Raw genomic sequence first — 22385 nt, forward strand, 5'->3', positions numbered from 1 at the left:
CAGCGAGACATGACCTCGGGGGGTGTCCATGGTCGGTATCGTTTCCGCTTTTGCGTGCGCGAACAACGAGATTGCGTCGATAGCCTGGGATATAGACGGCAAGATCGACGGTTGCCTCGGTTTTGAAGTCACGCGAGTCTATCTCAATCCCGACGGGACGGTCGCCCTTCGCAATGGCGTCGAAGATCGCGTGCCATGTGCGTCCTGGGTTGCCTTCAAGGGTCAAAGGAATCCGCATTGGCTGCCGCAGCATACCGGCATCTGGCCTATACAGAAGCTGACTTGGCGCGACGTGACCCTCCGCAAGAGGCGGGACCAACTTGCACGGCGGCCAGACGAGGTTCACGTGCGTTACGAGATCCGCGCCGTGGGCGATTTCCGGTCTGATCTTCCGCCCGCTCCCGATCCGACGCCAAGGGTTGTCTCGGTCACAAAGCGTGACGCGCAGGGACGGCCTGTGAAGGATGACCAAGGCAATCGGGTCAAGGTCGATGTGAAGGCTTATGAGGGGGCGCCTCGTCCGCTCAGCTATCTCGGTCCAGCGATCTCGACCAATGCGATCCTGGTCACGCGCCGTCGCGGCGCCTTCCAGTCGACCTTCACCAACGGCATTCTTGCGGCGCAATGGCTGAGCAATGTCCTGCTCGACGACGGAAAGATCGAGCCGGATGAACTGATCAACAAGATATCCGACCCGCATGATCCGCACCGCAAATATCTTGCCGGTGACGTTCTGCCTCTTCTTCACGAGCTGTTCGAGCGGCCTGGGGAGTTTTACCTGGCGCTGTACGAGCTCGACGACAGGGAATTGCTCGATCTCCTCATGACCCATGGTGCGCGGATCCATCTGATCCTGGCCAACACGGCCGAGGAGAAGGGCGTCTGGGACGTTCGCAACGCTTCCGCACGGAGCGCTCTCGTCGCGGCCGGTGTCGATATTCAGCACAGGATGTTCAACAACACCACGCAGATCGGCCACAACAAATTCGTCGTTCACGTTTCGCTCGATGGCGCGCCGCGATCCGTCTTCACCGGCAGCACGAACTGGACATCGACCGGTGTTGCCGGCCAAACCAACAATGCGCTCCTCATCGAGGACGGCGCGGTGGCCGGCGTCTTCCTCGACTATTGGAAGCGTATGAAGCTCGATGCGCTGCCGATCCCCGATCCGCTCGGCGCAACGATGAAGGATAGTCAGCAGGGTTCGACGTTCCGGGATTCCAACGTCAAGGTCTTCCCAGCGGCACTCGCGAACGGCGCCACGGTCGATCTGTGGTTCTCGCCCAATATGCGCGGACGTGCCAAGGGCCAAAAGACACCGCCAGACCTATCGGACGTCTACCGCCGCATGCGTCTCGCCAAGGACGTTATTCTGTTTCTGGCCTTCTACCCCGGCCAGAGCGGCAAAGACTGCATCATCGGCGAGGCGGTCGATATCGGCCTGAAGGATCCCCGCTTGATCGTCAGCGGGGCGGTGTCGAGCCCGCAGGCGATGCCGAACTACAGGCCCAGGAAGAAGAACGATCCGGATGATCCTTCCGACGATGAGACGAGCGATTCGCCGAACGTCTTCAGTGAGAAGAATGTATCGATCGTTCGGGCGGCCAAGATCGACGACAAGCAGTTGCTCGGCGATTTCGGACTGGAAATGCTGGCCGCCCGTGGCAATGTCGGCGCCATCGTTCATGACAAGCTGGTGGTCATCGACCCTCTTTCGCCCGAGTGCACCGTCATTCTCGGCAGCCACAATCTGGGCTTCAAGGCCTCCTACGCCAATGACGAGAACATGGTGATCATCACCGGCGATCGCGAGATCGCGCTCGCCTATGCGGTCCATATCCTCGATGTCTACGATCACTACCGCTTTCGCGCCGTTGAGGCTGAGCTTCGGCGCAAGGGAAGAAAGGGCTGGTCAGGGTTTCTGGATACCGACGACAAATGGCTGGACGGCTATGTGGCCCATGAGAAGGGCGCCCTGACGCGCTATTTCGCGCGCGGCTAGCCCATGATCGACCGTGCCCTGTGTCCGAACGTCCCGAGGCGACGATGCCGGATCTGAGTTGCCTCAAGGCCCGTGAGTACAAGCTTCTCCTGAAGCCTGAACGGTTTGCCTGGCCGCCGGACGGCGATCAGGCGAACGCGTTTCTCGACGACTTGCGATCGAACCTGAACGCCTCTTTGCCAAAGGTTCAGATCAGGAAGTGGTTTGCTCCTCTTGAGCCGAGGCGCGTCTCATTCTGGGATACGAAGTCGCATCATCTCTATGCCGCAGGCTATTCCCTGCGGCGACGGTCGTCGCTTTCCAAAGAGGGGGCGACCTTCGACAGTGATGAGCTCACCTTGAAATTGAGGACGCCGGATCTCTTCATCGCGCTCGGAACGACTCTGGCCGCTCAGGACGATGCCGCGAGGCTCAAGCTTGAGGAGGATATTGCGCCCCTCGAAGTCGCCGCCGTGGGGCCGGCCGGCGAGACGTTCGTGGCCATCGCCGAACAGCGCTCGATCCGCAGCCGTTGGGCGTTGTCGGCAAGCCGTGCGCTGCTGCCGGATGAGGCGCCACATGGCTTGAATGATCTGCATGCGCTGTTCGAGTCGACCGCTCGGTATCTGCCCGTGATCGACGAGTTAGGCTCGCCGATGATTCAAGGGCGGGCCATCGAAGAGCATGTCTTCAAAGGGCCCACGATCGATTTCGCCGATGACTATCAGGGCAGCCTCTGCCTGACGCTCTGGAATCGGGTCGACGATCCGTCGAAGGTGTTCGTCGCAGAAGTATCGTTCCGCTGCGATCTCATGAAGGGCGAGATGCCGGCAAAAGTCGCGCGCCGCGCGCTCGACCTGTTCGTGATGATGCAGAATGCCCAACAGCGTTGGATCAACACGGTGCAGTCGAGCAAGACGCTTCTGGCGCTCCCATAAAGGCACCTGCGTCCGATGTCGGGCGCAGCCTGACGGGCATCCGCGCGGGCCCGGTTCGCCAGTTGTCCTGGGAAGGCCGGTCATAGCGAATGCGGCGGCTTTCATCAGCTCAGAATGCGAGATGGGTCGCTGTCTACGCATCGGTCGCGCCGGCCACCTCCGCTGACCTTTCCATCGTGGGCAGTGTCGTCGGCCAGCGTTGGAGGGCCTGGTGTCCGGTTTCGGTGAGCGTGTAGATGCCGCGTTCGGCGCGGGCGAACCAGCCATAGACGTTGTCGAGCAGGATGCGCGCAGCGTCGGGCGCGAGCGGGCGGAGATCGCGCGGCCGTCCGGGGCCTGCTGCGAGCGCCGCAGCGCAGAGCAGCGCGCGCTGGCGATAGGCGGTCATGATCGGTGCCTTCGCGCCACCGCCGACAGCCGGGTCGCCTTGCCGGCGGCGATGTTCGCGCACCAAGCGGGAGCGGCGGCGCGTATCCTTGCGCGGCATCGGCGCTTCGGGGCTGACGATGATGCTGACCTCGCCGGATTCGGCGACGCCGAGCATGCCGAAACCGAGGCGGCGGCAAAGATTGCGGAAGCGTGCATCGCTCTCGCGCCCCTTGCCCAGGCGCGACATGCGCGCGGCGAGCCACACCTCGTCGCAGGCGGCGGCGCGGTCGACGGCTTGCAGGACCAGTTCGAGATTGAAGGAGAGCTTGAGCTCCCCGATGACGACCAGCGGCGGCTCACCCTCGGAGAGCGCCAGCAGATCGCAGCCGCCGACCTCGCCCTTGACCGTGAAGCCGAGCCCTTCCAGGAATGTCTTGACCGGCAAATAGAGCGTTGTTTCCAGGACCGTTCTCCGATCGGGCTCGGGCTGCCCTGATGTAGCGCAGCGCGAGCGTTCAGGCAGGCTTGGTCGCCATCCAGATGATGTGCCGGGCGCCGCGGCCAGCGCCATTCGCCCGCACGGGGATTTCCTCGACCGCGAAGCCGGCGCGGCGCAGGCGCTGCGTGAAGGCGGCATCGGGCGCGGAGGACCATACGGCGAGTACGCCGCCAGGCTTCAGCGAAGCACGCGCGGCTGCAAGCCCATTCAGGTCATAGAGCGCATCATTGGCCTTGCGCGTCAGTCCGGCGGGACCGTTATCGACGTCGAGCAGGATCGCGTCATAGGCCTCGCGCGACGAGCGGATCAGCCGGCCGACATCGTTCTCCGCGATCGTGACGCGCGGGTCGTCCAGGCTGTCGCCGAAGATCTCGGCCATCGGGCCGCGTGCCCATCGCACCACCGCCGGAACCAGCTCCGCCACGGTGACCGCGGCGTCATCGCCGAGCGTCTCGAGCGCCGCGCGCAGCGTGAAGCCCATGCCGAGGCCGCCGATCAGCATCACCGGCCGCGCCCGGTCGGCGATGCGCGCGCAGGAAAGGGTCGCGAGCGCCTTCTCCGAGCCGCTCAGGCGGCTGTTCATCAGCTCGATCGGACCCAGCATGATGGAATATTCGCGGCCGCGCCGTTTCAGGCGGATCGCGCCGCCGCCATCGGGCATTTCGGCGACGTCGAGTTCTTCCCAGGGGATCACGGATCGTTCTTCGGTGTTGGCCAGCGCATCGGGCGAGTCATTTTGCGCCGACCATAACGCGCCTTCAATCGAGGGGCCACCGATGACGCGCAACAGACGCGCGCGGAGGAGGATCGGCGTTCGCAGGGCGTGTTCGCCCCTATCGCACGCCGACCATTCTCGTCTTGATCAGGCCAGCTCGATCGCGCGCTTCTCGTTGATCGACTGCTCGGCCGCCAGAACGATCCGCAGGCTGTTGACCGCGGCGTCCATCGATTCCGTCAGGTCGAGGTCTTCCTGGATGGCGCGCAGGAACAGCGCCTGCTCGCGGTCGCAGAGCTCCTGGTGGCCGGGCTCGTCTTCCATCGAGATCAGCTCGTCCTTGCGGACGAAGTTCTTGTCCGGTCCGACCTCGGCATAGTGCACCTTCAACGCGTCGGTCTTGGTGTGGCGGTCGATATCGGCCGAATCGGAGACTTCTTCGGTCGTGTCCTTGCCCGATTCGCTCTGTCCCGCGACGATGGAGACCGCGCCCTTCGGGCCGACCACGTCCTTCACGAAATAGGCCATTTCGCTCATCATCGGGCCCCAACCCGCCTCGTACCAGCCGACGGAACCGTCATCGAAGGTGACGTGCAGATGGCCATAGTTCGGCTGTGCCGCCTCGGCCCAGAGCTTGGCGCCGATGCCATGGACGCGCACCGGCTTCGCGCCGGTCAGTTGGCACATGACGTCGACATAGTGAACGCCGCAGTCGACGATCGGGATCAGCGAGTCGATCAGGTTCTTGTGCCAGGTCCAGGCCGGGCCGCTGCTCTGCTGGTTCAGGTTGAGCCGCATCACCAGTGGCTTGCCGAGGCCCTGTCCGAGCTCGATGAACTTCATCCAGGATGGGTGAACGCGGAGGATATAGCCGAGCACCAGCTTGCGGTTCTTTTCCCGAGCGAGTGCCACCACCGCTTCCGCATCCGCGATATTGGTGGCGATCGGCTTCTCCATGAAGACATGGGCGCCGGCATTCAGCGCCTTGATCGCATAGTGCGCGTGGGTGTCCGGATAGGAGTTGATCGAGACCGCGTCCGGCTTCGTTGCGGCCAGCGCCTCGTCGAAATCCTCATAGAGCGGATAGCCTGCAAGATAGTCCGGCAGCGTCTTCGACTTGATCGTCCGGCTCATGATGCCGACGATTTCGAAGCCCGGATTACGGTGATAGGCGCTCGCATGCGAGGCGCCCATATTGCCGAGGCCAACGACGAGGACCTTGACTGTATCGGGCATGCGTTCCTCCCTGAGTGGCTGTTCGAAAACCCACTCGACAATTGATCAAGCCGATCATCCTCACCCCCCGCCGTCATCCCGGGCTTGACCCGGGATCCATCAAGGCCTGAGACGCTTCAGGCCTTGATGGATCCCCGCTTTCGCGGGGATGACGGCAGAGTTTTGCGGATGACGGCGGAGTTTGGACCGGCGGTCCAGCAAGAACTACTTGATAGCCTGGTCGAACATGTGCGCCTTGATGGTCTCGACATCGACCTTGGCGAAGGCATCCGTCAGCTTGTAGCCGTCGGCGTCCGCCTTGACCTTGGCCTTGTCGAAATCATTCGCACCGCTGATCAGCTCGTTGGTGCAGACGTCCTCGGCCTTCACTGGCGAGGTGATCTGGCCGAGCTTCAGCGTGACGTCGAAGAAGGCCTGCCAGCTCGCCATGTCGTGCCAGCCCCAGCCGCCGCGCTTGGCCATGTCGCCACGGAAGACGTTGATCTGCTCCAGGATCGAGGTAGTGCCGAGCTCCGGGCCAAGATTGGTCGCAAGCGTCGGAAACTGCTCGAACACGGCCTCGACCGCGGCGCGCGGGTTCTGGTAGCCGAATTCGAGGCCCATCGCCCAGGCCTTCAGGTATTTCTCCAGGAAGACCTTCTTGTCCGGGTCTTCGAGATCGGCTGCGCGGATCACGAAGGTGTTGGCCGGCAGCGGCGAATGCTGGACGCCGAGCCAATATTCGAAGTCGAGCCCCTTGGCGATCCATTCGGCGCGCAGGCCCTCCCAGGAGAGCGCGGCGTCGCCCTGGCCCGCCTGCAACGCGGTCGCCCAGGTCGGCCAGCCGGCCTCGACATATTTGACCTTCGTCACGTCGACGCCTTGCACGGCGAGCATCGGATCGACGATCGACTGCCAGGCGGCGGAGCCGAGCAGGATGGTCTTGCCTTCGAGTTTCTTCAGATCGTTCGAGCCTTCTCCCTTGCGGAAGGCGATCGAGAACGTGTCGAGCGCGCCCATGTGGAACACGCTCTTCAGCTTCATGCCGTTCTGCAGCGCGAAGGAGAACACGCCGGGCGAAGGGAAGCCCATATCGGCCTGGCCGACGTCGACGAACTTGACCGTCGCCGTGCCGTCGGACGGGCCGGGCTGCATGTCCGTGTTGAGGCCATCGAAATAGCCCATCTTCTTGCCCGCCCAATAGGGGAAGTCATCCAGCACTTCGAGCGTGCCGCGGGGCGAGATCCAGGTGAATTTCTCGTAGGGCGTGGCATAGGCCCGGCCCGCAGCGCCCAGCGTCGTCGCAGAAACAACGCCGGCGGCCGAAACCTGGAGGAAGATGCGGCGGGTCATGCCGCCGGGAAGGGAAGGCTTGGTCATGGAATACCCCGGTTGGTGTTGCGCTTCTTGGTGTCCCTGCAGTACCGCCAGCCGGTTTCCGGTCAGGCGGGTCGTTCGTCAGGCCTCCCAGCTCGCCCACTTCTTCCCGATCAGGAAGAAGAGCACGTAGATGAGGATGCCGAGAATGGAGAGGATCAGCACGACCGCGAAGAATTGCGGCATCTGGATCATCGAGGAATAGGAGGTGAGGCGGTTGCCGAGGCCGAAGCCGCCGCCGACCATTTCGGCGCCGACGGCGGTCAGCAGCCCGAAGATCGAGCCAATCATCAGCCCGACCAGGATCATCGGCAGCGCCATCGGCGCGCGGATCTTCCAGAAGATCTGGATGGTCGAGGCGCCATAGGAACGCGCGAGCGCGATCTTGCCGGGATCGACCCGGCGGAAGCCGGTGGCGGCATTGATCATCACCATCGGGCCGGCGGCGAGCGCGACCGCAATGATGCGCGGCGTATAGCCGAAGCCGAAGCGCAGGATCAGCAGCGGCACCAGCGCGAGCATCGGCGTGGTGACGAGCAGCAGGATATAGGGCGTCACCACCTTCTCGACGAAGGGAAACTGCGTGATCACGGCGGCCATGACCAGCCCGACCACGGCGCCGATCGCAAAGCCCGACAGCAGTTCGACGAGCGTATATCCCAGATGCGGCAGGATCAGGTGGAAGTCGCTGATCAGCGCCAGGCCGATCTGGCTTGGCTTGGGCAGCACATATTGCGGCACGGCGAACACGTTGAGCAGGATTTCCGTGCCGCCGATGATCACGACGGCGACGAGGATGATCGCCAGCACCTCGGCCATCGACTTGATGCCGGGGCCGGAGGCGAAGGCCGAGAGATTGGTGATGCCGACATCCTGGCCATCGCCGGATTTCGTCTTGAACTCGGGAATGGCGTCGATATCGCTCACGCTCGCCTCACTTTGCGGCCTGGAAAACGGGGGCGGATGGGGTGCTGAAGCGGCTCTTCTGGTCGCCGACGATCTCGCGCTTGATCGCATTGGTGAGGTCGAAGACCTCCTTGGTCGCCATGATGTCGAGCGAGCGGGGCCGTGGAAACGGCACGGGATAGATGTTCGCGACGCGGCCCGGCCGCGCGCTCATCACGACGACCCGGTCGGACATGAAGATCGCTTCCTCGATCGAATGGGTGATCAGCACGATCGTGGTCGGTCGATCGAGCCAGATCTGCTCGACAAGGCGGTTCATCTCTTCGCGGGTGAAGCTGTCGAGCGCGCCGAACGGCTCGTCCATCAGCAGCACCGAGGGCTTGAACGAGAGCGCCCGTACGAGCGCCGCGCGCTGGCGCATGCCGCCTGATAGCTCGCGCGGGAAGCGGGCGCCAAAGCCTTCGAGCCCGACCATCTGGAGCAGTTCGTCGATCCAGACGCGGTCCGGCTTCGTTCCCTTGATCTCGAAGGGGAAATTGATGTTGGCGTCCAGATTGCGCCAGGGAAGCAGGTTCGCCTCCTGGAACACCATGCTGATCTCGGGGTTCGGGCCCTTGACCGGCTTGCCATCCAGCAACACCTCGCCTGCGGTCAGGCCATGCAGGCCGGACATCGACCAGAGGAGAGTGGTCTTGCCGCAGCCCGACGGACCCACGATCGACACGATCTCGCCCGGCGCGACATCGAGACTGCAGCGATCGATGGCCAGAAGGTCGCCTGAGCCGGTCGAATAGACCTTGGTGGCGCCGCGCACCCTGAGCTTCGGTTGGACTGAGCTTTGAGCGTTCATAACCCCTCGCGCCTGGTCTCTCGCCGCCGTCCGTCCGGGGTCGGAACATGCCTGCACCCATACGGAAGGTCAGTCTGTAACTATCCTACCTAGCGAGTCAAGCGGCCCTGCCCAGCCTTTCGGCGCTGGCTGGAATTGACCGATTAGTCAGCATCTTGCATCTTGTCAGGCGTGTGACTTTCCTACATTCTGCCCAGTGAGGATGCAGCAATCAGGGTTTGCATGACCTTCCGGGTGCACGTGTTTTCCTGGACGCGGGACAGATCGAGCATGGTCAATAACCAGTCGGACCGCATGCCGGGGAGGCTCGCTTGACCGAGATCGCGACCGATCGTTCGAGCGAGTTCGGCTATGACAAGCCGATCCCCGACATCATTTCCCAGATCAAGGACAGCTATGCCGAACTCCGCCCGGCCGAGCGGCGGGTCGCAGACATCGTGCTCGCCGATGTCGCCTTCGCCGTCGATGCCAGCAATGCCGAGATTGCGCGCAGCGCCGATGTGAGCGAGCCGACCGTGACGCGTTTCTGCCGCGCGATCGGGTGCGAGGGCGTGCGCGATTTCAAGCTCAAGCTCGCCCAGTCCGTGGTGGTGGGCCGGCTCTATCTGATGCCGGGCGGGGGCGCGCCGGAGCCGACGGAAGACGGCTCGCCGATGTGGAATGCCGTCTTCGGCGAGGCCCGGAACGCGCTCAATATCGTCGAGCGGCAGATCGATCCGGCCGAAGTGGTCAAGGCGGCCGAACTCATCGCCTCGGCGCACCAGATCGCCGTGTTCGGCCTCGGCGGCAGTTCCTCGGCGCTGGCGCAGGAGACGCAGTACCGGCTCTTCCGCTATGGCGTCGTCGTCTCCGCCCATTCCGACCCCTATGTCATGCGCATGACTGCTTCGACGCTGAAGCCCAACGATCTGGTCATCGCCATTTCGGCCACCGGTCGCACCCGCGAAGTGGTCGAGGCGGTGGAACTGGCGCGGCACTATCGCGCCAAGACCATCTGCATCACAGCGCCGGAGACGGATCTCTCGCGGGTCTGCGACGTGAAGCTGACGGTCGATATCCCGGAATTCCCCGATACGATGAAGCCGACCGCGTCGCGCTTTGCCTTCCTCGCTATCATCGACCTGATCTCTGCCGCCGCGGGCTACCGGCTCGATGCCTCGGCGCGCGAGACGCTGCGTCGGATCAAATACACCGTGCTGTCGCATCGCGGCGGCAAGGAACTCGAGCCGCTCGGCGATTGAGCGCCGGTTCGGCCGCGCAGAACTTCGTTTTGAAAGGTGGCGTCACCAGACCGCCCGTTTGATCGCAGGGACTGATCAATGCTCGACAGCGCTCCGCCGACCGACATCTCGGCCTGGTTCGACAGCTTTGCACGCCATCTCGCCGCCCGGGACATCGACGGATTGCTCGAACTGTTCACCGAGGATTGCTATTGGCGCGATATCGTTGCCTTCACATGGAATGTGAAGACATTGGAGGGCAAGCCGGCGATCCGCGCCATGCTCGAAGCGACGCTGGTCTCGACGACGCCCTCGGCCTTCACCATCACCAACACGACGCAGCGGAGTGGCGTGCTGGAGGCGTGGTTCGATTTTGAAACCGGGGTCGGTCGCGGGCAGGGGATCGCGCGCTTCGATGATGGCCGTTGCCGCACCATCCTGACCACCCTCCAGGCCTTGAAGGGTCATGAGGAGGCGATCGGCGCATCGCGTCCCCTGGGCGTGCGCCACGGCGCCGACCGCAACCGCCGCACATGGACCGAGCGCCGCGCCGCCGAGGAGGCCGAACTCGGTTCGACCCGCCAGCCCTATTGCCTGATCATCGGCGGCGGGCAGGGCGGCATCATGCTCGGTGCCCGGCTGAAGCAACTGGGCGTTCCCGCGATCATCGTCGAGAGGAACGCCAAGGCCGGCGATTCATGGCGCAACCGCTATCGCTCGCTCGTGCTGCATGATCCCGTCTGGTACGACCATCTGCCCTATATTCCGTTCCCTCCACACTGGCCGGTCTTCACGCCCAAGGACAAGATGGGCGACTGGCTGGAGAGCTACGTCAAGCTGATGGAGCTCAACTACTGGACCGGCACCGAGGCTGTCAGCGCGCGCTACGACGCGGCCGAGAGGCGCTGGACCGTCGAACTCCTGCGCGACGGCGAACCGGTGACGCTGAAGCCCGCCCAACTGATCTTCGCGACCGGCGCCTATGGCCCGCCGCGTTTCATCGACCTGCCGGGAGCCGGCGACTTCGAAGGGCAGATCCTGCATTCGAGCCAGTATTCGGATGGGAGCCGATACAAGGGCAAGCGCGTCGTCGTCATCGGTGCGGCGAGTTCCGGTCATGATATCTGCGTCGATCTCTGGGAGGCCGGTGCCGACGTCACCATGGTTCAGCGTTCGCCGACCACGGTCGTGCGCTCCGAAACGCTGATGGACCTCGCCTTCGATATCTACTCCGAAGCCGCGGTCGAAGCAGGCATCGATGTCGACAAGGCCGACCTGATCGCTGCCGCGACCCCCTTCGCGCTGCAGCCGCCGGCGCAGCGCGCGCTCTATGAAAAGATCCGCGCCCGCGACGCGGATTTCTACCGGCGCCTCGAAGCCTCGGGATTCCTGCTCGATTTCGGCGAGGACGAGACCGGGCTGATGATGAAGGCCTATCGGACCGGCTCGGGCTATTATGTCGATGTCGGCGCCTCGGAGCTGATCATATCTGGCGAGATCAAGGTCAAGGCCGGCGTGCCGATCGAGCGGCTGACGCCGGCCGGCATCCGCTTCGCCGACGGCACTGAAATTCCGGCCGACGTCATCATCCAGTCGACGGGTTTCCAGTCGATGCACGAGATGGTGGCGAAGATCGTCGACCGCGAGACGGCGGATGCGGTCGGCCCATGTTGGGGCCTCGGCTCCGGCATGCGGGGCGATCCCGGCCCCTGGCACGGCGAGCTCCGCAACATGTACAAGCCGACGGCGCAGGAGGCGCTCTGGTTCCAGGGCGGCAATCTCGCTTTGTCGCGCTTCTTCTCGAAGTTCCTGGCCCTGCAATTGAAGGCCCGCTACGAGGGGCTCGACACGCCAGTCTATAGCCCACCGCTGCAATGATCCTTCACCCCCGGCTGGCCGGGCGTGATCGGCGGTCAGGCGTGGTCCGGTGATGGGCCGCGGCCGACCCGCGCGCGTTGGCCCTCGACCGGATCGGGCTGGAAGAGGGAGATGTCGAGCAGCCTCAGCCCGAGAATGCCGAAGAGCAATATCAGCCCGTCATTCATCAGTGCGCGCGGAACGCCGGCGGTTATCTGTCTTTGCGCCATGTCGGCCAGCCGGGCACGGTAGGCCTGGCGGACCTCGACATTGCTCATCGCGACCAGCGCGACCGCATGGGGCGATTGTGGCATGCCTTCCAGCTGCTGCTGGCATGCCACGGGGCGCAGATTCCTGGTCTTGCGCAGCGTCGCCTGCAGATCGACCATCATGTGCTCGATCTCGGCGATCGAGCGGTCGATCAGGGCGTCGACGAGGTTTTCCTTCGACGGAAAGTGATACAGCACACCGCCCTTGCTGCGACCGGCTTCATGGGCGACGGCATCGATCGTGAGGGCAGCACTGCCGTGCTTGCCGATCACGGCCTCTGCCGCCGCCAGAATGTCTGCGCGGCTGTTGGTCCGCCGCGCACAGGCCATGGTGAGGTTGGGCATTCACGTCGTCACAGCGCTACCGACAAGCCATCATCGTCAGGCATTGGCTTCCGCCCCCTTGTGCTCGATCGCCTCGGGCTTCGCCGCCGCCTTCTTCCCGTCGCGCCCGCCGATCAGCTTGTAGAAGAGCGGGATGAAGAAGGTCGCGATGAAGGTTGCGGCCAGCATGCCGCCGATGACGCCGGTGCCGATCGAGTGTCGGCTCGCCGAACCGGCGCCGGTCGAGATCGCGAGCGGCAGCACGCCGAGGATGAAGGCGAGCGACGTCATGACGATCGGGCGGAAGCGGAGCTTGGCCGCTTCCAGCGCGGCGTCGAAGGCGCTCATCCCTTCCTGCCGCTTCAGGACGGCGAACTCGACGATCAGGATCGCGTTCTTGGCCGCGAGACCGATCAGCGTGACGAGGCCGATCTGGAAGTAGACGTCATTGCTGAGGCCTCTCAGCCAGATCGCGAGCAGGGCGCCGAAAAGGGCGAACGGCACGGCGAGGATGACGGCGAGCGGCAGCGACCAGCGCTCATACTGGGCGGCCAGGATCAGGAACACCATGATGATGCCGAAGATCAGGGCCTGCGAGCCGGCGCCGCCGGTCGCGATTTCCTGGTAGGCCGAGCCGGTCCAGGCGAGCGTGTAGTTCGCCGGCAGCGTTGCCGCCGCCACCTCGCGCATGGCCGCCAGTGCCTGGCCGGAGGAGTAGCCCGGCGCCGGATTACCCATGACCTTGGCGGCGGGGAAGTTGTTGAACCGCTCCAGCAGGTCGGGACCGATGGTCCGATCGACGGTCACGAGAGCGTCGAGCGGGATCATGCTGCCGCTATTGGAGCGCACGAACACCTGGCGCAGATCTTCCGGCTTCTGGCGGAAATTCGCCTCCGACTGCAGCTTGACCTGGAAATTGCGGCCGTAAAGCGTGAAGTCGTTGACGTAGAGACTGCCGAAGGTCGCCTGCATGGTCGAGAAGATCGAGGTGAGCGGCACGCCGAGCGCCTTGGCCTTCTCGCGATCGACATTGATCTTGTACTGCGGAATGTTGGTCGCCATCGTCGTGCGAACGCCGGCGAGTTCGGGCCGCTTGGACGCCGCCGCCACGAGCGCCTGCGTCGTGTTGAACAGCGTTTCAGTGCCCGAGCCGGAGCGGTCCTGCACATAGAGCTCGAAGCCGCCCGTCGTGCTCAGCCCCTGGATCGGCGGCGGGTTGAAGGCGAGCACCATGCCGTCCTCGACGCCGGCGTTCATGCCCATGATGGCGCCGGGCATGTTGCGCGCGTCGAGATCGGGCGTGGTGCGCTCGGACCATTCCTTGAGCTTGACGAAGGCCGCACCGGCGCTCGGAGACTGTGTACCGGCGAGCAGGTCGAAGCCCGAAATCGAGAGCACATGGTCGACCGCCGGATGCTTCAGCCCATTGTCGGTCACGGCCGACATCACGGCCTCCGTGCGCGACAGGGCTGCCGCCGGTGGCAGGATGCCGACCGCCAGGATGATGCCCTGGTCCTCCTCCGGAACGAGGGCACCCGGGATCTTCATGAACAGATAGCCCATGGCGCCAATGATGATGGCGAAGATCAGGACGCCCATGGCCGCGCGCTTGAGGAAGAAGCGGACGCCGGCCGCATAGCCGGCGGTCAGCCTGTCGAAGAAGCGGTTGAACAGGCGGAACGGCGCCCATGGCTCGCTATGGCCGGGCTTCAGCAGCAGGGCGCACAGCGCTGGCGTCAGTGTGAGGGCAACGATGCCCGAGAGCGTCACCGAGACGGCGATGGTGATGGCGAACTGGCGATACATCTCGCCCGCAAGGCCGCCGGTGAACGCGACCGGAACGAACACGGAGACGAGCACCAGCACGATCGCGATGACGGGACCCGTCACCTCGCCCATGGCCTTGATGGTGGCCTCCCGGGGCGAGAGCTTCTCCTTCGTCATGATGCGCTCGACATTTTCGAGCACGACGATCGCGTCATCGACCACGATACCGATCGCGAGCACGAGGCCGAACAGCGTCAGCAGGTTGATCGAGAAGCCGAGCGCCCACATGCCGGCGAAGGTGCCGAGGATGGAGACCGGGACCGCGATCAACGGGATCAGCGTTGCGCGCCAGTTCTGCAGGAAGACGAAGACGACCAGGACGACGAGGATGAGGGCCTCGATGAAGGTATGGATGACCTCGTTGATCGATTCCTGGACGAAGAGGGTCGTGTCGTAGGGGATCTGGTAATGGACACCCTCGGGCATGCGCGTGGCGAGTTCGTCCATGCGCTCCTTCACCGCAGCGATCGTGTTGAGCGCATTGGCTCCCGGCTGCAGATAAATGGCGAATGGCACGGTCGGCTTGCCGTCGAGTGACGCACTCAGCGAGTAGTCCTGCGCGCCGAGGTCAATGCGTGCCACGTCGCGAAGGCGGAGCGTCGCGGCATTGGAATCCGAGCGCAGGATGATGTTGCCGAACGCCTCGGCGTCGGGCAGGCGCCCGTCCGTCGTGACCGCATAGGAGAAGGAGAGCTTGCCGGCCGTCGGCGGGTCACCCACGCGGCCAGCGGCATATTGCTGGTTCTGCTCGGCGATCGCGTTCGAGACGTCGTCGGTCGTCAGCCCGTATTGCGCCAGCTTGTCGGGCCGCAGCCAGACGCGCATGGAGTAGTTCTCGCGGCTGAAGAGGGTCGCGTCGCCGACGCCGGGCGTGCGCTTCATCTCGTCGATGACGTTCAGCAGCGCGTAATTGGCGAGGTAGATGGAGTTATACTGCGGATTGTTGGATGTCAGCGCGACGACCGCGAGAATGGAGCTCGACTGCTTGTTGACGGTCACGCCGAGGCGCTGGACCTCGGCCGGCAGCGCGGCGACGGCGCGCTGGACGCGATTGTTGACGTTGATCGTCGCCTGATCGGCATCCGTGCCGGTGGCGAAGGTCACGATCAACCGCAGCGAGCCTGAACTCGAACTGATCGAGTTCATGTAGAGCATGTTCTCGACGCCGTTGATCTGCTCTTCGAGCGGCGCCGCCACGGTCTGCGTCAGCACGTCCGCGCTCGCGCCGGGATAGGTCGCGGTGACGACGACCTGGGGTGGCGTGAGCTCGGGATATTGGGCGATCGGCAAAACCCGCATCGTGACGATGCCGGCGAGCGCGATGATGATGGATATGACCGCCGCGAAGACGGGGCGATCGACAAAGAAGCGATTCATCATTCGGCCTGCGCGGTTTGGACGATGGTCTTGGAGGCCGCCACGGGGGAGCCGGGGCGCACCTTGATGACGCCCGACGTGATGATGCGATCACCGGATTTGAGGCCGCTGGTGACGACCCAGCCGCCCTCGACCGATTGGCCGAGCTCGATCGGCGCGATCGCCGCCACGTCCTTGTCGTCGATCGTATAGACGAACTTGCCCTGCGGACCCTGGAGGACCGCAATCTCCGGCACGACGATGGCCGACGGAATGGTCATGCCCGTGACGGTGACGCGCACGAACTGGCCGGGGATCAGCCGCATGTCGGGATTGGCGAAGACGGCGCGGGAGAGGATCGTGCCCGTCTGCGTGTCGATGCTGGAGGAGGTGAAATCGATAGCGCCGGACTTGTCGTAGGCCGTCTCGTCGCCAAAGGTCAGGCTGGCCGAGAGCTTGACGTCCGTCAGATCGTGGCTTTCGACGATGCGACGGATCTCGGCCGCATTGGCATCGGTGAAGGAGAAGGTGACGTAGACCGGGTCGAGCTGGGTGATCTTGGTCAGCAGGCTGCCGGTGCTGATCAGGCTGCCCTCCGGCAGGACGTCGAGGCTCGTCACCCCATCGATCGGGGCACGAACCGTCGCATAGTCGAGATTGATCTGCGCCGTCTTGAGCTGAGCGTCGGCCGCGGCAACGGAAGCCTCGGCGAGTTCGACCGCTGACAGGGCGTCGTCGCGCGCCTTCTGGGTTCCGACCTGACGATCGAAGAGCTCCACCGCGCGGGTCTTGTCGCGATTGGCCTGCGAGAGCTGGGCCTGGGCGGTCTGCACCTGCGCCGCAGCGCGCGCGACATCGGCCTCGTAGGTGGTCGGATCGATCTGGAACAGCACATCGCCGGCCTTGACCCGCGCGCCTTCGACATAGGCGCGCTGTTTCAGGATGCCGCCGACCTGGGCGCGGACCTCGACCTCGCGGAACGCGGAGACCCGTCCGGCATAGGTGTAGCTGAGCGGAACTTCGCGCGCATTGACCGTGGTGACCTCGACATTGGGCGGCGGGGGCGCGCCGGGCGTCTGTGCGGCGGCAATTTGCGCTCCCGCAATCAGGAAGCTGACGCCGAGGCCTATGATGGATAAATTTCGGCTGATCTGGTGGGGCAGATTCATGACACTTTACCGGAAAAAGGAGTGGGGTCGCCTTATTGCATTGCAGCATATATACCGACAAGAATGTATGTAAAGGGAAGGACGCCGGATGAGACGAACCAAATCGGAGTCTGAGGAAACGCGGCAACGCATTCTGGACGCTGCGGAAACCGTATTCCTCGAAAATGGCGTGTCCGGAACGTCGCTGGAGCGCATCGCCAAAGCAGCCGCGGTCACGCGCGGCGCGATCTACTGGCATTTCTCGGATAAGCAGGAGCTGTTTGCCGCGATGATCGAGCGTGTTCGCACGCTGCATGGCTGCTTGATCGAACGGGAACTGACCGGGATGGAGGATCCACTGACCTTCATCGCCGGGCGGGCGTATCAGATCGTCAACCTATTCGAGAGCGATGCGCATATGCGGCTCGTCTATAAAATTATCGTGACCCGCTGCGAATATGTCGGCGAGATGCAGGAAGCGCTCGTCCTTCAGCGCTCGCTGCACGAGACGATGATCTCGGTTTTCCGCCGGGCCTTCGACGTCGCGGAGGCAAATGGCGAACTCGGCCGGGAATGGACCGCCGAGACCGCAACCGCCACGCTGACATGCTTTCTCTCCGGCATGCTGAACGACTGGCTGCGCTACGAGTTGACCGGCGCATTTCCCGATACGATGCGCCGCTCGCTCAAATGCCTCGCCATGTCGTTCCGCAGCGGCTGTGTGCAGGCGCCGCCGACAAGTGAGCCGTCGCGGGTCGCCGAGCCCGCCATGGCGTTCGGAGAAACACGGACGCCCGGCTGATGTCAGCCGGGCGCCGCCGGGGGGCTGTTCGTATCTAGTAGGGCAAGCCGACATAGTTCTCGGCCACGCCGGCTGAGCCCACAGTCGAGTTGGCGATATGGTCGAATTCCGCCCGCTGCATGCGCTGCTCGAACGGCGTATTGGCCGGGAACTTGTGCAGCAGGCCCGTCATCCACCACGAGAACCGTTCGGCCTTCCAGATCCGCGCCAGCGCGCGCTGGGAATAGGTGGCGATGCCCGTATCTGACCTGTCGCGATAGTGCTCGATCAGGCTCTGCGAGAGATAATGGATGTCGCTGGCGGCCAGGTTGAGACCTTTGGCGCCGGTCGGCGGCACGATATGCGCGGCGTCGCCGGCGAGGAATAGGCGCCCGAAGCGCATCGGCTCGGCGACGAAGCTGCGGAGCGGCGCGATGCTCTTCTCGATCGAGGGACCGACCGTCACGGCCGCCGCGACGTCTTCCGGCAGCCGCCGGCGCAGTTCGTCGAAGAAGCGCTCGTCCGACCAGTCCTCGACTTCTTCGTCGAGCGAGACCTGCACGTAGTAGCGGCTGCGCGTCGCCGAGCGCATCGAGCAGAGCGCGAAGCCACGCTCCGCGCTGGCATAGACGAGTTCATGCGCGGCGGGCGGCACGTCGGCGAGAACGCCGAGCCAGCCGAAGGGATAGACGCGCTCGAACTCCTGGATCGCGCCCTCGGGCACGGAGCGGCGGGAGACGCCGTGGAAACCGTCGCAGCCGGCGATGAAGTCGCAGGCAAGCTCCGTCCGAACGCCGTCCTTGACGAAGGAGACGCGGGGCGACGCGCCGTCGAAATCGTGCAGCACGACATCGTCCGCCTCATAGATCGTCGTGGCGCCGATGCCCTCGCGCGCCACCATCAGGTCGTGCGTCACTTCGGTCTGACCATAGACGGTGACCGTCTTGCCGCCCGTCAGCCCCTTCAGGTCGATGCGATGGCGGCGGCCGTCAAAGGCGAGCGAGAAGCCGTCATGCACCAGACCCTCGCGGTGTAGCCGCTCGGCGACACCCGCTTCCTCCAGCATCTGCACCATGCCCTGTTCGAGCACGCCGGCGCGGATGCGGGAGAGCACATAGTCGCCGCTCTTGCGCTCGATGATGACGTTGTCGATGCCCTGTCGCGACAATAGCTGGCCGAGCAACAGTCCGGCCGGGCCGGCGCCGATAATGGCTACCTGGGTCCGCATGTTCTTCCTCCCTCGTCGATGCGGCTCGCGCCTGCATCGTTCAATGGTCGGAGTTTCGTCCGATCACGGCTTGACGTGAATGGAGCATTCGCGCAGCCTATTGGACAAATCGAACATGGACCTCCAATGTCGACCGCTAACGTCCCGGCTTATTGGCTCTATGGCGAACGCCGCGGAGATCGCTTTCCCGACGCGCTGCACATCGAGACGATCAACGCCCGCAGCGCGATCAACAATTGGCGCATCCAGCCGCATCGCCATCAGGACATGCATCAGTTCTTCCTGATCGTCGCGGGCGGCGGCCGGGCGCGGATCGACGGTGTCGATCATCGGCTCGCACCCGGAACGGCAATGCTGATCACGCCATTCGTCATTCACGAATTCTGGTTCGAAGCGGGGACGATTGGCTATGTCGCGAGCGTCGCGGAGGTGATCCTGCGGCGCTTGTTCGAGCGAGAGCCGATGACGATGCAGACTCTTGCGGGTCCGCGGGTGCTGGATCAGCCGCTCGATCGGCCGGAAGTCCAGGAATTGCTGGCCGCCATGCAGGCTGCGCTCGCCGAATTCGGGCGCAATGCCGGCGGGCGCGAAATCGCGCTTTCAGCCCATGCGGCCTTGCTGGCGACCTGGTTTGCCCGCGCGGCGAGCCAGGTGTCGCGCTCGCTCGAGCCCTCGGCCGACGGGCGTATCGCCCTCGTCCAGCGTTTCGTCGCCCGCGTCGAGGCCGATTTCCGCAGCCACCAGCCGCTCGATGCCTATGCCCGGCAGCTCGGCGTGTCGGTGCCGCATCTGACCCGTTGCTGCCGCGAGACGCTCGGCCATCCAGCCATCCGGATCATCCACGACCGGCTCATGATCGAGGCGCGACGCTATCTCGTCTACACCTCGATGAGCATATCGCAGATCGCCTTCGGACTTGGATTTTCCGATCCAGCCTATTTCTCGCGCTTCTTCGCCGCGCGGGCCGGCTTGTCGCCGTCGGATTATCGCGCCGCCGGCTGAACGATCGAAGCGTCCGGCATGAAATTGAGCGCCGCGATCAACTGCCGGGCATGCCCCAGCGCGGCGCCCGTCGTGATCGCCATCTGCGACAGCACCAGCCATTCCAGCGTCCAGGCGGCGCCGGATCGTTCGTTCTCGTGCACGAGCGCCTGGTGGAGCGTGCCGACGAGCCCGGCATTGTAGCGGGCGAGAGCGGTCAACACCTCCGCCGCGACCGGGTTCGACTTGTGCGGCATGGCGGACGAACTGCCGCCGCCGGCGATCCGCACGGCGGCGATCTCGTTTTGTGCCATCAGCGCGACGTCGGCGCCGATCTTCCCGAGCGTGCCCGAGACCAGCGAGAGCCAGCCACCCAGTTCGGCGATGCTGTCGCGGGCCGTGTGCCAGGCCGGTGCCGCGCCGAGGCCGAGCCGCGCGGCCAGCCTCTCCGCGATGAGATCGCCCTTGCCATCGAGACCGGAGCGATTGCCGACCGGGCCGCCGAACTGGACGATGAGCAGACGTGGCGTGATTTCGGCCAGCCGGACGCGATCGCGCTGCAGCGGCCGCAGCCAGGTGTCGAGCTTGTCGGCGGCCGTGAAGGGGAGGGCCCGTTGCATGCGCGTCTGCGCCATGAGGGCGGTCTCGCCATGCGCCGTTTTGAGGTGTTCGAGCGCCTCGATCATGCCGGCAAGGCGCGCATCGAGTTCGGCGACGAGCGCCTTCAGCCGCAGGACCAGGCCGGTATCGACGACATCCTGGCTGGTCGCGCCAAAGTGCAGCCATTTGCCGTGCGGCTCGGCCACCGCCTTGCGCAGCAGCGCGACGAAGGACGGTCCGACGACGCCGTCCTTCGCCATGCCGGCGCGCAGCGCGTCGAGCGGTGGCCGGAAGCTATGGCACGCCGCCTCGATCGCGGCGGCGGCCTCCGGCGGGATGATGCGGGCCTCCGCTTCGGCGCCCGCGAGCGCCGCCTCGAAGGCGAGCATGGCCTCGATCTCGCGGTCTTCGGAAAAGAAGGCCTCGATCGTGGCGTCGCTGGCGATTGCGTCGAGTAGAGTTGCGGTCATGGGTTCGGTGTGTTCCGGGCCAGGGCGGAAAGGTCTGCGGGGGGGGGCGGCGGCAGGAGGATTGGTGTCCTGCGCCGCCCCGCGCCTCTCATATATCGAAGAAGATCGTTTCCTTCTCGCCCTGGAGATGGATGTCGAAGGTATAGGTCGGGACGCCGCTTTCCACCGAGCGGGTCGCGATCAAGGTCGGTATTCTGCCGCGATGCTCGATACGGCCCAGCACAGGATCGGCAGCGTTGGCGGTCTCCTCGTCCTCGAAATAGAGGCGCGTATGGAGGCCGATATTGATGCCGCGCGCGACGACCCAGAAGGTGATGTGCGGCGCCATGGGCCGGCCGTCGAAATAGGGGGCCGAGCCGGGCTTGATCGTCTCGAAGCGATAGAGGCCCGTCACGCCGTCGACGGGCTGGCGCGCCCAGCCGGTGAAGGCCGGATCGGCCGTGCCGCGATGCTCGCCACGCCCCGGATAGAGGCCGTCTGCATCGGCCTGCCAGATTTCGATCAGCGCATCCTTGAGGAGATTGCCGCCGCCATCGATCACATGGCCGGTTACGACGATCCGTTCGCCCTTGACGGCGGCGGGAACCGGTTCCGAGCCCAGATCGGCGGCGTAGACGCCGTTGATGCCGATGAAATTCGGGTTCGTGCCGATATGGACATAGGGGCCCGCGGTCTGCGACGGGCTCTCTCTCAGTCTTCCGAGCTTCTGGACCATCAATTGCCCTCCTTGCGGTTCTCGAACATGGTCGAGCGACGCCCGCGCAGCACGATGTCGAACTTGTAGGCGAGCGTATCCATCGGCAGTGATGCCTCGCGGTCGAGCGCTGCAACCAGCGTTTCCACGGCCTCGCGGCTCGGTATGCTCTGGACGATCGGGCACTGCCAGATCATCGGGTCGCCCTCGAAATACATCTGCGTGATCAGCCGTTGTGCGAAGGCATGGCCGAAGATCGAGAAGTGGATATGCGCCGGCCGCCAGTCATTGACGCCGTTCGGCCAGGGATAGGCGCCCGGCTTGATGGTGCGGAACCAGTAGCGGCCTTCCTCGTCGGTGATGGTGCGTCCGCAACCGCCGAAATTCGGATCGATCGCCGCCAGATAGGTCTCTTTCTTGTGGCGATAGCGACCGCCGGCATTGGCCTGCCAGAACTCGACGAGCGCGCCCGCAACCGGCCGGGCATTCTCATCGAGAACGCGGCCATAGACGATGGTGCGTGGGCCGATCGGGTCGCCCGTGGTCGCGAAATTGCGGATCAGGTCGTTGTCGAGCGGCCCCAGCATGTCGTGGCCGAACACCGGACCCGTCATCTCGGAGATCGTATTGCCGAGCGAGAGCAGGGCATTGCGGGGCGAACGCAGCACCGAGGTCTTGTAGTCGGGCGTAAAGGCCGGCGGATGCCACGCTCGGTCACGCTGGAAGAATGCGCCGTCCTGATAGGATGAATTCTCGTTTCGCATGATGGGACCTCCTCCC

The 22385-nt window shown here is 64.5% G+C and carries 19 protein-coding genes; 6 read left to right on the forward strand and 13 right to left on the reverse strand.

Annotated elements, in window-relative coordinates; genetic code table 11:
• The first annotated feature begins 28 nt into the window (after window positions 1-28).
• Both QO014_RS15060 and QO014_RS15065 read left to right on the forward strand, forming a co-directional pair.
• Entirely contained in the window at window positions 29-2002 is a 1974-nt protein-coding gene (locus QO014_RS15060; RefSeq protein WP_266349544.1) for a phospholipase D-like domain-containing protein, read from the forward strand.
• 20 nt (window positions 2003-2022) lie between these two features.
• Window positions 2023-2919 carry a hypothetical protein gene (locus tag QO014_RS15065; protein WP_266349545.1) on the forward strand — a complete coding sequence of 299 codons (897 nt, stop codon included), beginning with the start codon at window positions 2023-2025 and terminating at the stop codon, window positions 2917-2919.
• A gap of 133 nt (window positions 2920-3052) precedes the next feature.
• Here QO014_RS15065 and QO014_RS15070 read toward each other — a convergent pair whose 3' ends face one another.
• From QO014_RS15070 to QO014_RS15095, 6 genes are all read right to left on the reverse strand, one after another.
• Window positions 3053-3751: a DUF2161 domain-containing phosphodiesterase gene (locus tag QO014_RS15070; RefSeq protein ID WP_266349929.1), complete on the reverse strand. Its 699-nt coding sequence runs from the start codon at window positions 3749-3751 to the stop codon at window positions 3053-3055.
• 52 nt (window positions 3752-3803) lie between these two features.
• The gene (locus tag QO014_RS15075) at window positions 3804-4481 is read right to left on the reverse strand and encodes a spermine/spermidine synthase domain-containing protein (RefSeq protein WP_266349546.1); all 678 of its coding nucleotides are present in this window, start codon (window positions 4479-4481) and stop codon (window positions 3804-3806) included.
• A 168-nt stretch (window positions 4482-4649) separates the two neighbouring features.
• Window positions 4650-5738, reverse strand: coding sequence for a Gfo/Idh/MocA family protein (locus QO014_RS15080; RefSeq protein WP_266349547.1), 1089 nt, complete (start codon window positions 5736-5738; stop codon window positions 4650-4652).
• 204 nt (window positions 5739-5942) lie between these two features.
• On the reverse strand, window positions 5943-7097 hold the full coding sequence (locus QO014_RS15085) for an ABC transporter substrate-binding protein (protein ID WP_266349548.1): 1155 nt from the start codon (window positions 7095-7097) through the stop codon (window positions 5943-5945).
• Window positions 7098-7175: 78 nt separating this feature from the next.
• Window positions 7176-8021: an ABC transporter permease gene (locus tag QO014_RS15090; RefSeq protein ID WP_266349549.1), complete on the reverse strand. Its 846-nt coding sequence runs from the start codon at window positions 8019-8021 to the stop codon at window positions 7176-7178.
• A 7-nt stretch (window positions 8022-8028) separates the two neighbouring features.
• On the reverse strand, window positions 8029-8850 hold the full coding sequence (locus tag QO014_RS15095; protein ID WP_266349550.1) for an ABC transporter ATP-binding protein: 822 nt from the start codon (window positions 8848-8850) through the stop codon (window positions 8029-8031).
• Between the two features lie 311 nt (window positions 8851-9161).
• Here QO014_RS15095 and QO014_RS15100 point away from each other — a divergent pair, with 311 nt between their 5' ends.
• Window positions 9162-10091, forward strand: a complete 930-nt coding sequence (locus QO014_RS15100; RefSeq protein WP_266349551.1) for a MurR/RpiR family transcriptional regulator — start codon at window positions 9162-9164, stop codon at window positions 10089-10091.
• A gap of 78 nt (window positions 10092-10169) precedes the next feature.
• Window positions 10170-11948: an NAD(P)/FAD-dependent oxidoreductase gene (locus tag QO014_RS15105; protein ID WP_266349552.1), complete on the forward strand. Its 1779-nt coding sequence runs from the start codon at window positions 10170-10172 to the stop codon at window positions 11946-11948.
• 35 nt (window positions 11949-11983) lie between these two features.
• Here QO014_RS15105 and QO014_RS15110 read toward each other — a convergent pair whose 3' ends face one another.
• Genes QO014_RS15110 through QO014_RS15120 form a run of 3 tightly spaced genes read right to left on the reverse strand, consistent with a single transcriptional unit; the run spans window position 11984 to window position 16872 of the window.
• On the reverse strand, window positions 11984-12541 hold the full coding sequence (locus QO014_RS15110) for a TetR/AcrR family transcriptional regulator (RefSeq protein WP_266349553.1): 558 nt from the start codon (window positions 12539-12541) through the stop codon (window positions 11984-11986).
• Window positions 12542-12577: 36 nt separating this feature from the next.
• Window positions 12578-15724, reverse strand: a complete 3147-nt coding sequence (locus QO014_RS15115) for an efflux RND transporter permease subunit (RefSeq protein ID WP_266349930.1) — start codon at window positions 15722-15724, stop codon at window positions 12578-12580.
• Window positions 15724-16872: an efflux RND transporter periplasmic adaptor subunit gene (locus QO014_RS15120; protein ID WP_266349554.1), complete on the reverse strand. Its 1149-nt coding sequence runs from the start codon at window positions 16870-16872 to the stop codon at window positions 15724-15726. The genes QO014_RS15115 and QO014_RS15120 overlap by 1 nt, the downstream gene beginning before the upstream one ends.
• A gap of 88 nt (window positions 16873-16960) precedes the next feature.
• Here QO014_RS15120 and QO014_RS15125 point away from each other — a divergent pair, with 88 nt between their 5' ends.
• Window positions 16961-17653, forward strand: coding sequence for a TetR family transcriptional regulator (locus tag QO014_RS15125; RefSeq protein WP_266349555.1), 693 nt, complete (start codon window positions 16961-16963; stop codon window positions 17651-17653).
• A gap of 34 nt (window positions 17654-17687) precedes the next feature.
• Here QO014_RS15125 and pobA read toward each other — a convergent pair whose 3' ends face one another.
• On the reverse strand, window positions 17688-18860 hold the full coding sequence (gene pobA / locus QO014_RS15130; RefSeq protein WP_266349556.1) for a 4-hydroxybenzoate 3-monooxygenase: 1173 nt from the start codon (window positions 18858-18860) through the stop codon (window positions 17688-17690).
• 126 nt (window positions 18861-18986) lie between these two features.
• On the opposite strand from pobA, the gene QO014_RS15135 reads away from it, so the two are divergent.
• On the forward strand, window positions 18987-19862 hold the full coding sequence (locus QO014_RS15135) for a helix-turn-helix domain-containing protein (protein WP_266349557.1): 876 nt from the start codon (window positions 18987-18989) through the stop codon (window positions 19860-19862).
• On the opposite strand, the gene QO014_RS15140 is transcribed toward QO014_RS15135, so the two are convergent.
• From QO014_RS15140 to pcaH, 3 genes are all read right to left on the reverse strand, one after another.
• A complete protein-coding gene (locus tag QO014_RS15140; protein ID WP_266349558.1) occupies window positions 19844-20911 on the reverse strand; it encodes a 3-carboxy-cis,cis-muconate cycloisomerase in 1068 nt (355 codons plus the stop codon). The genes QO014_RS15135 and QO014_RS15140 overlap by 19 nt on opposite strands.
• A gap of 88 nt (window positions 20912-20999) precedes the next feature.
• Window positions 21000-21626 carry a protocatechuate 3,4-dioxygenase subunit alpha gene (pcaG, locus tag QO014_RS15145; RefSeq protein ID WP_266349559.1) on the reverse strand — a complete coding sequence of 209 codons (627 nt, stop codon included), beginning with the start codon at window positions 21624-21626 and terminating at the stop codon, window positions 21000-21002.
• The gene (gene pcaH, locus QO014_RS15150) at window positions 21626-22369 is read right to left on the reverse strand and encodes a protocatechuate 3,4-dioxygenase subunit beta (RefSeq protein WP_266349560.1); all 744 of its coding nucleotides are present in this window, start codon (window positions 22367-22369) and stop codon (window positions 21626-21628) included. The genes pcaG and pcaH overlap by 1 nt, the downstream gene beginning before the upstream one ends.
• Between the last annotated feature and the right edge of the window lie 16 nt (window positions 22370-22385).

This window comes from Kaistia dalseonensis (assembly GCF_030814715.1).
GTDB classification, from domain to species: domain Bacteria; phylum Pseudomonadota; class Alphaproteobacteria; order Rhizobiales; family Kaistiaceae; genus Kaistia; species Kaistia dalseonensis.

What these genes read in the sequence shown, in the direction of transcription:
- QO014_RS15115 (WP_266349930.1), bottom strand. Translation starts at nt 15,724, where the DNA reads ATGAATCGCTTCTTTGTCGATCGCCCCGTCTTCGCGGCGGTCATATCC.
- QO014_RS15120 (WP_266349554.1), bottom strand. Translation starts at nt 16,872, where the DNA reads ATGAATCTGCCCCACCAGATCAGCCGAAATTTATCCATCATAGGCCTC.
- QO014_RS15110 (WP_266349553.1), bottom strand. Translation starts at nt 12,541, where the DNA reads ATGCCCAACCTCACCATGGCCTGTGCGCGGCGGACCAACAGCCGCGCA.
- QO014_RS15125 (WP_266349555.1), top strand. Translation starts at nt 16,961, where the DNA reads ATGAGACGAACCAAATCGGAGTCTGAGGAAACGCGGCAACGCATTCTG.
- QO014_RS15080 (WP_266349547.1), bottom strand. Translation starts at nt 5,738, where the DNA reads ATGCCCGATACAGTCAAGGTCCTCGTCGTTGGCCTCGGCAATATGGGC.
- pcaH (WP_266349560.1), bottom strand. Translation starts at nt 22,369, where the DNA reads ATGCGAAACGAGAATTCATCCTATCAGGACGGCGCATTCTTCCAGCGT.
- QO014_RS15105 (WP_266349552.1), top strand. Translation starts at nt 10,170, where the DNA reads ATGCTCGACAGCGCTCCGCCGACCGACATCTCGGCCTGGTTCGACAGC.
- QO014_RS15135 (WP_266349557.1), top strand. Translation starts at nt 18,987, where the DNA reads ATGTCGACCGCTAACGTCCCGGCTTATTGGCTCTATGGCGAACGCCGC.
- QO014_RS15140 (WP_266349558.1), bottom strand. Translation starts at nt 20,911, where the DNA reads ATGACCGCAACTCTACTCGACGCAATCGCCAGCGACGCCACGATCGAG.
- QO014_RS15085 (WP_266349548.1), bottom strand. Translation starts at nt 7,097, where the DNA reads ATGACCAAGCCTTCCCTTCCCGGCGGCATGACCCGCCGCATCTTCCTC.
- QO014_RS15060 (WP_266349544.1), top strand. Translation starts at nt 29, where the DNA reads ATGGTCGGTATCGTTTCCGCTTTTGCGTGCGCGAACAACGAGATTGCG.
- QO014_RS15095 (WP_266349550.1), bottom strand. Translation starts at nt 8,850, where the DNA reads ATGAACGCTCAAAGCTCAGTCCAACCGAAGCTCAGGGTGCGCGGCGCC.
- pcaG (WP_266349559.1), bottom strand. Translation starts at nt 21,626, where the DNA reads ATGGTCCAGAAGCTCGGAAGACTGAGAGAGAGCCCGTCGCAGACCGCG.
- pobA (WP_266349556.1), bottom strand. Translation starts at nt 18,860, where the DNA reads ATGCGGACCCAGGTAGCCATTATCGGCGCCGGCCCGGCCGGACTGTTG.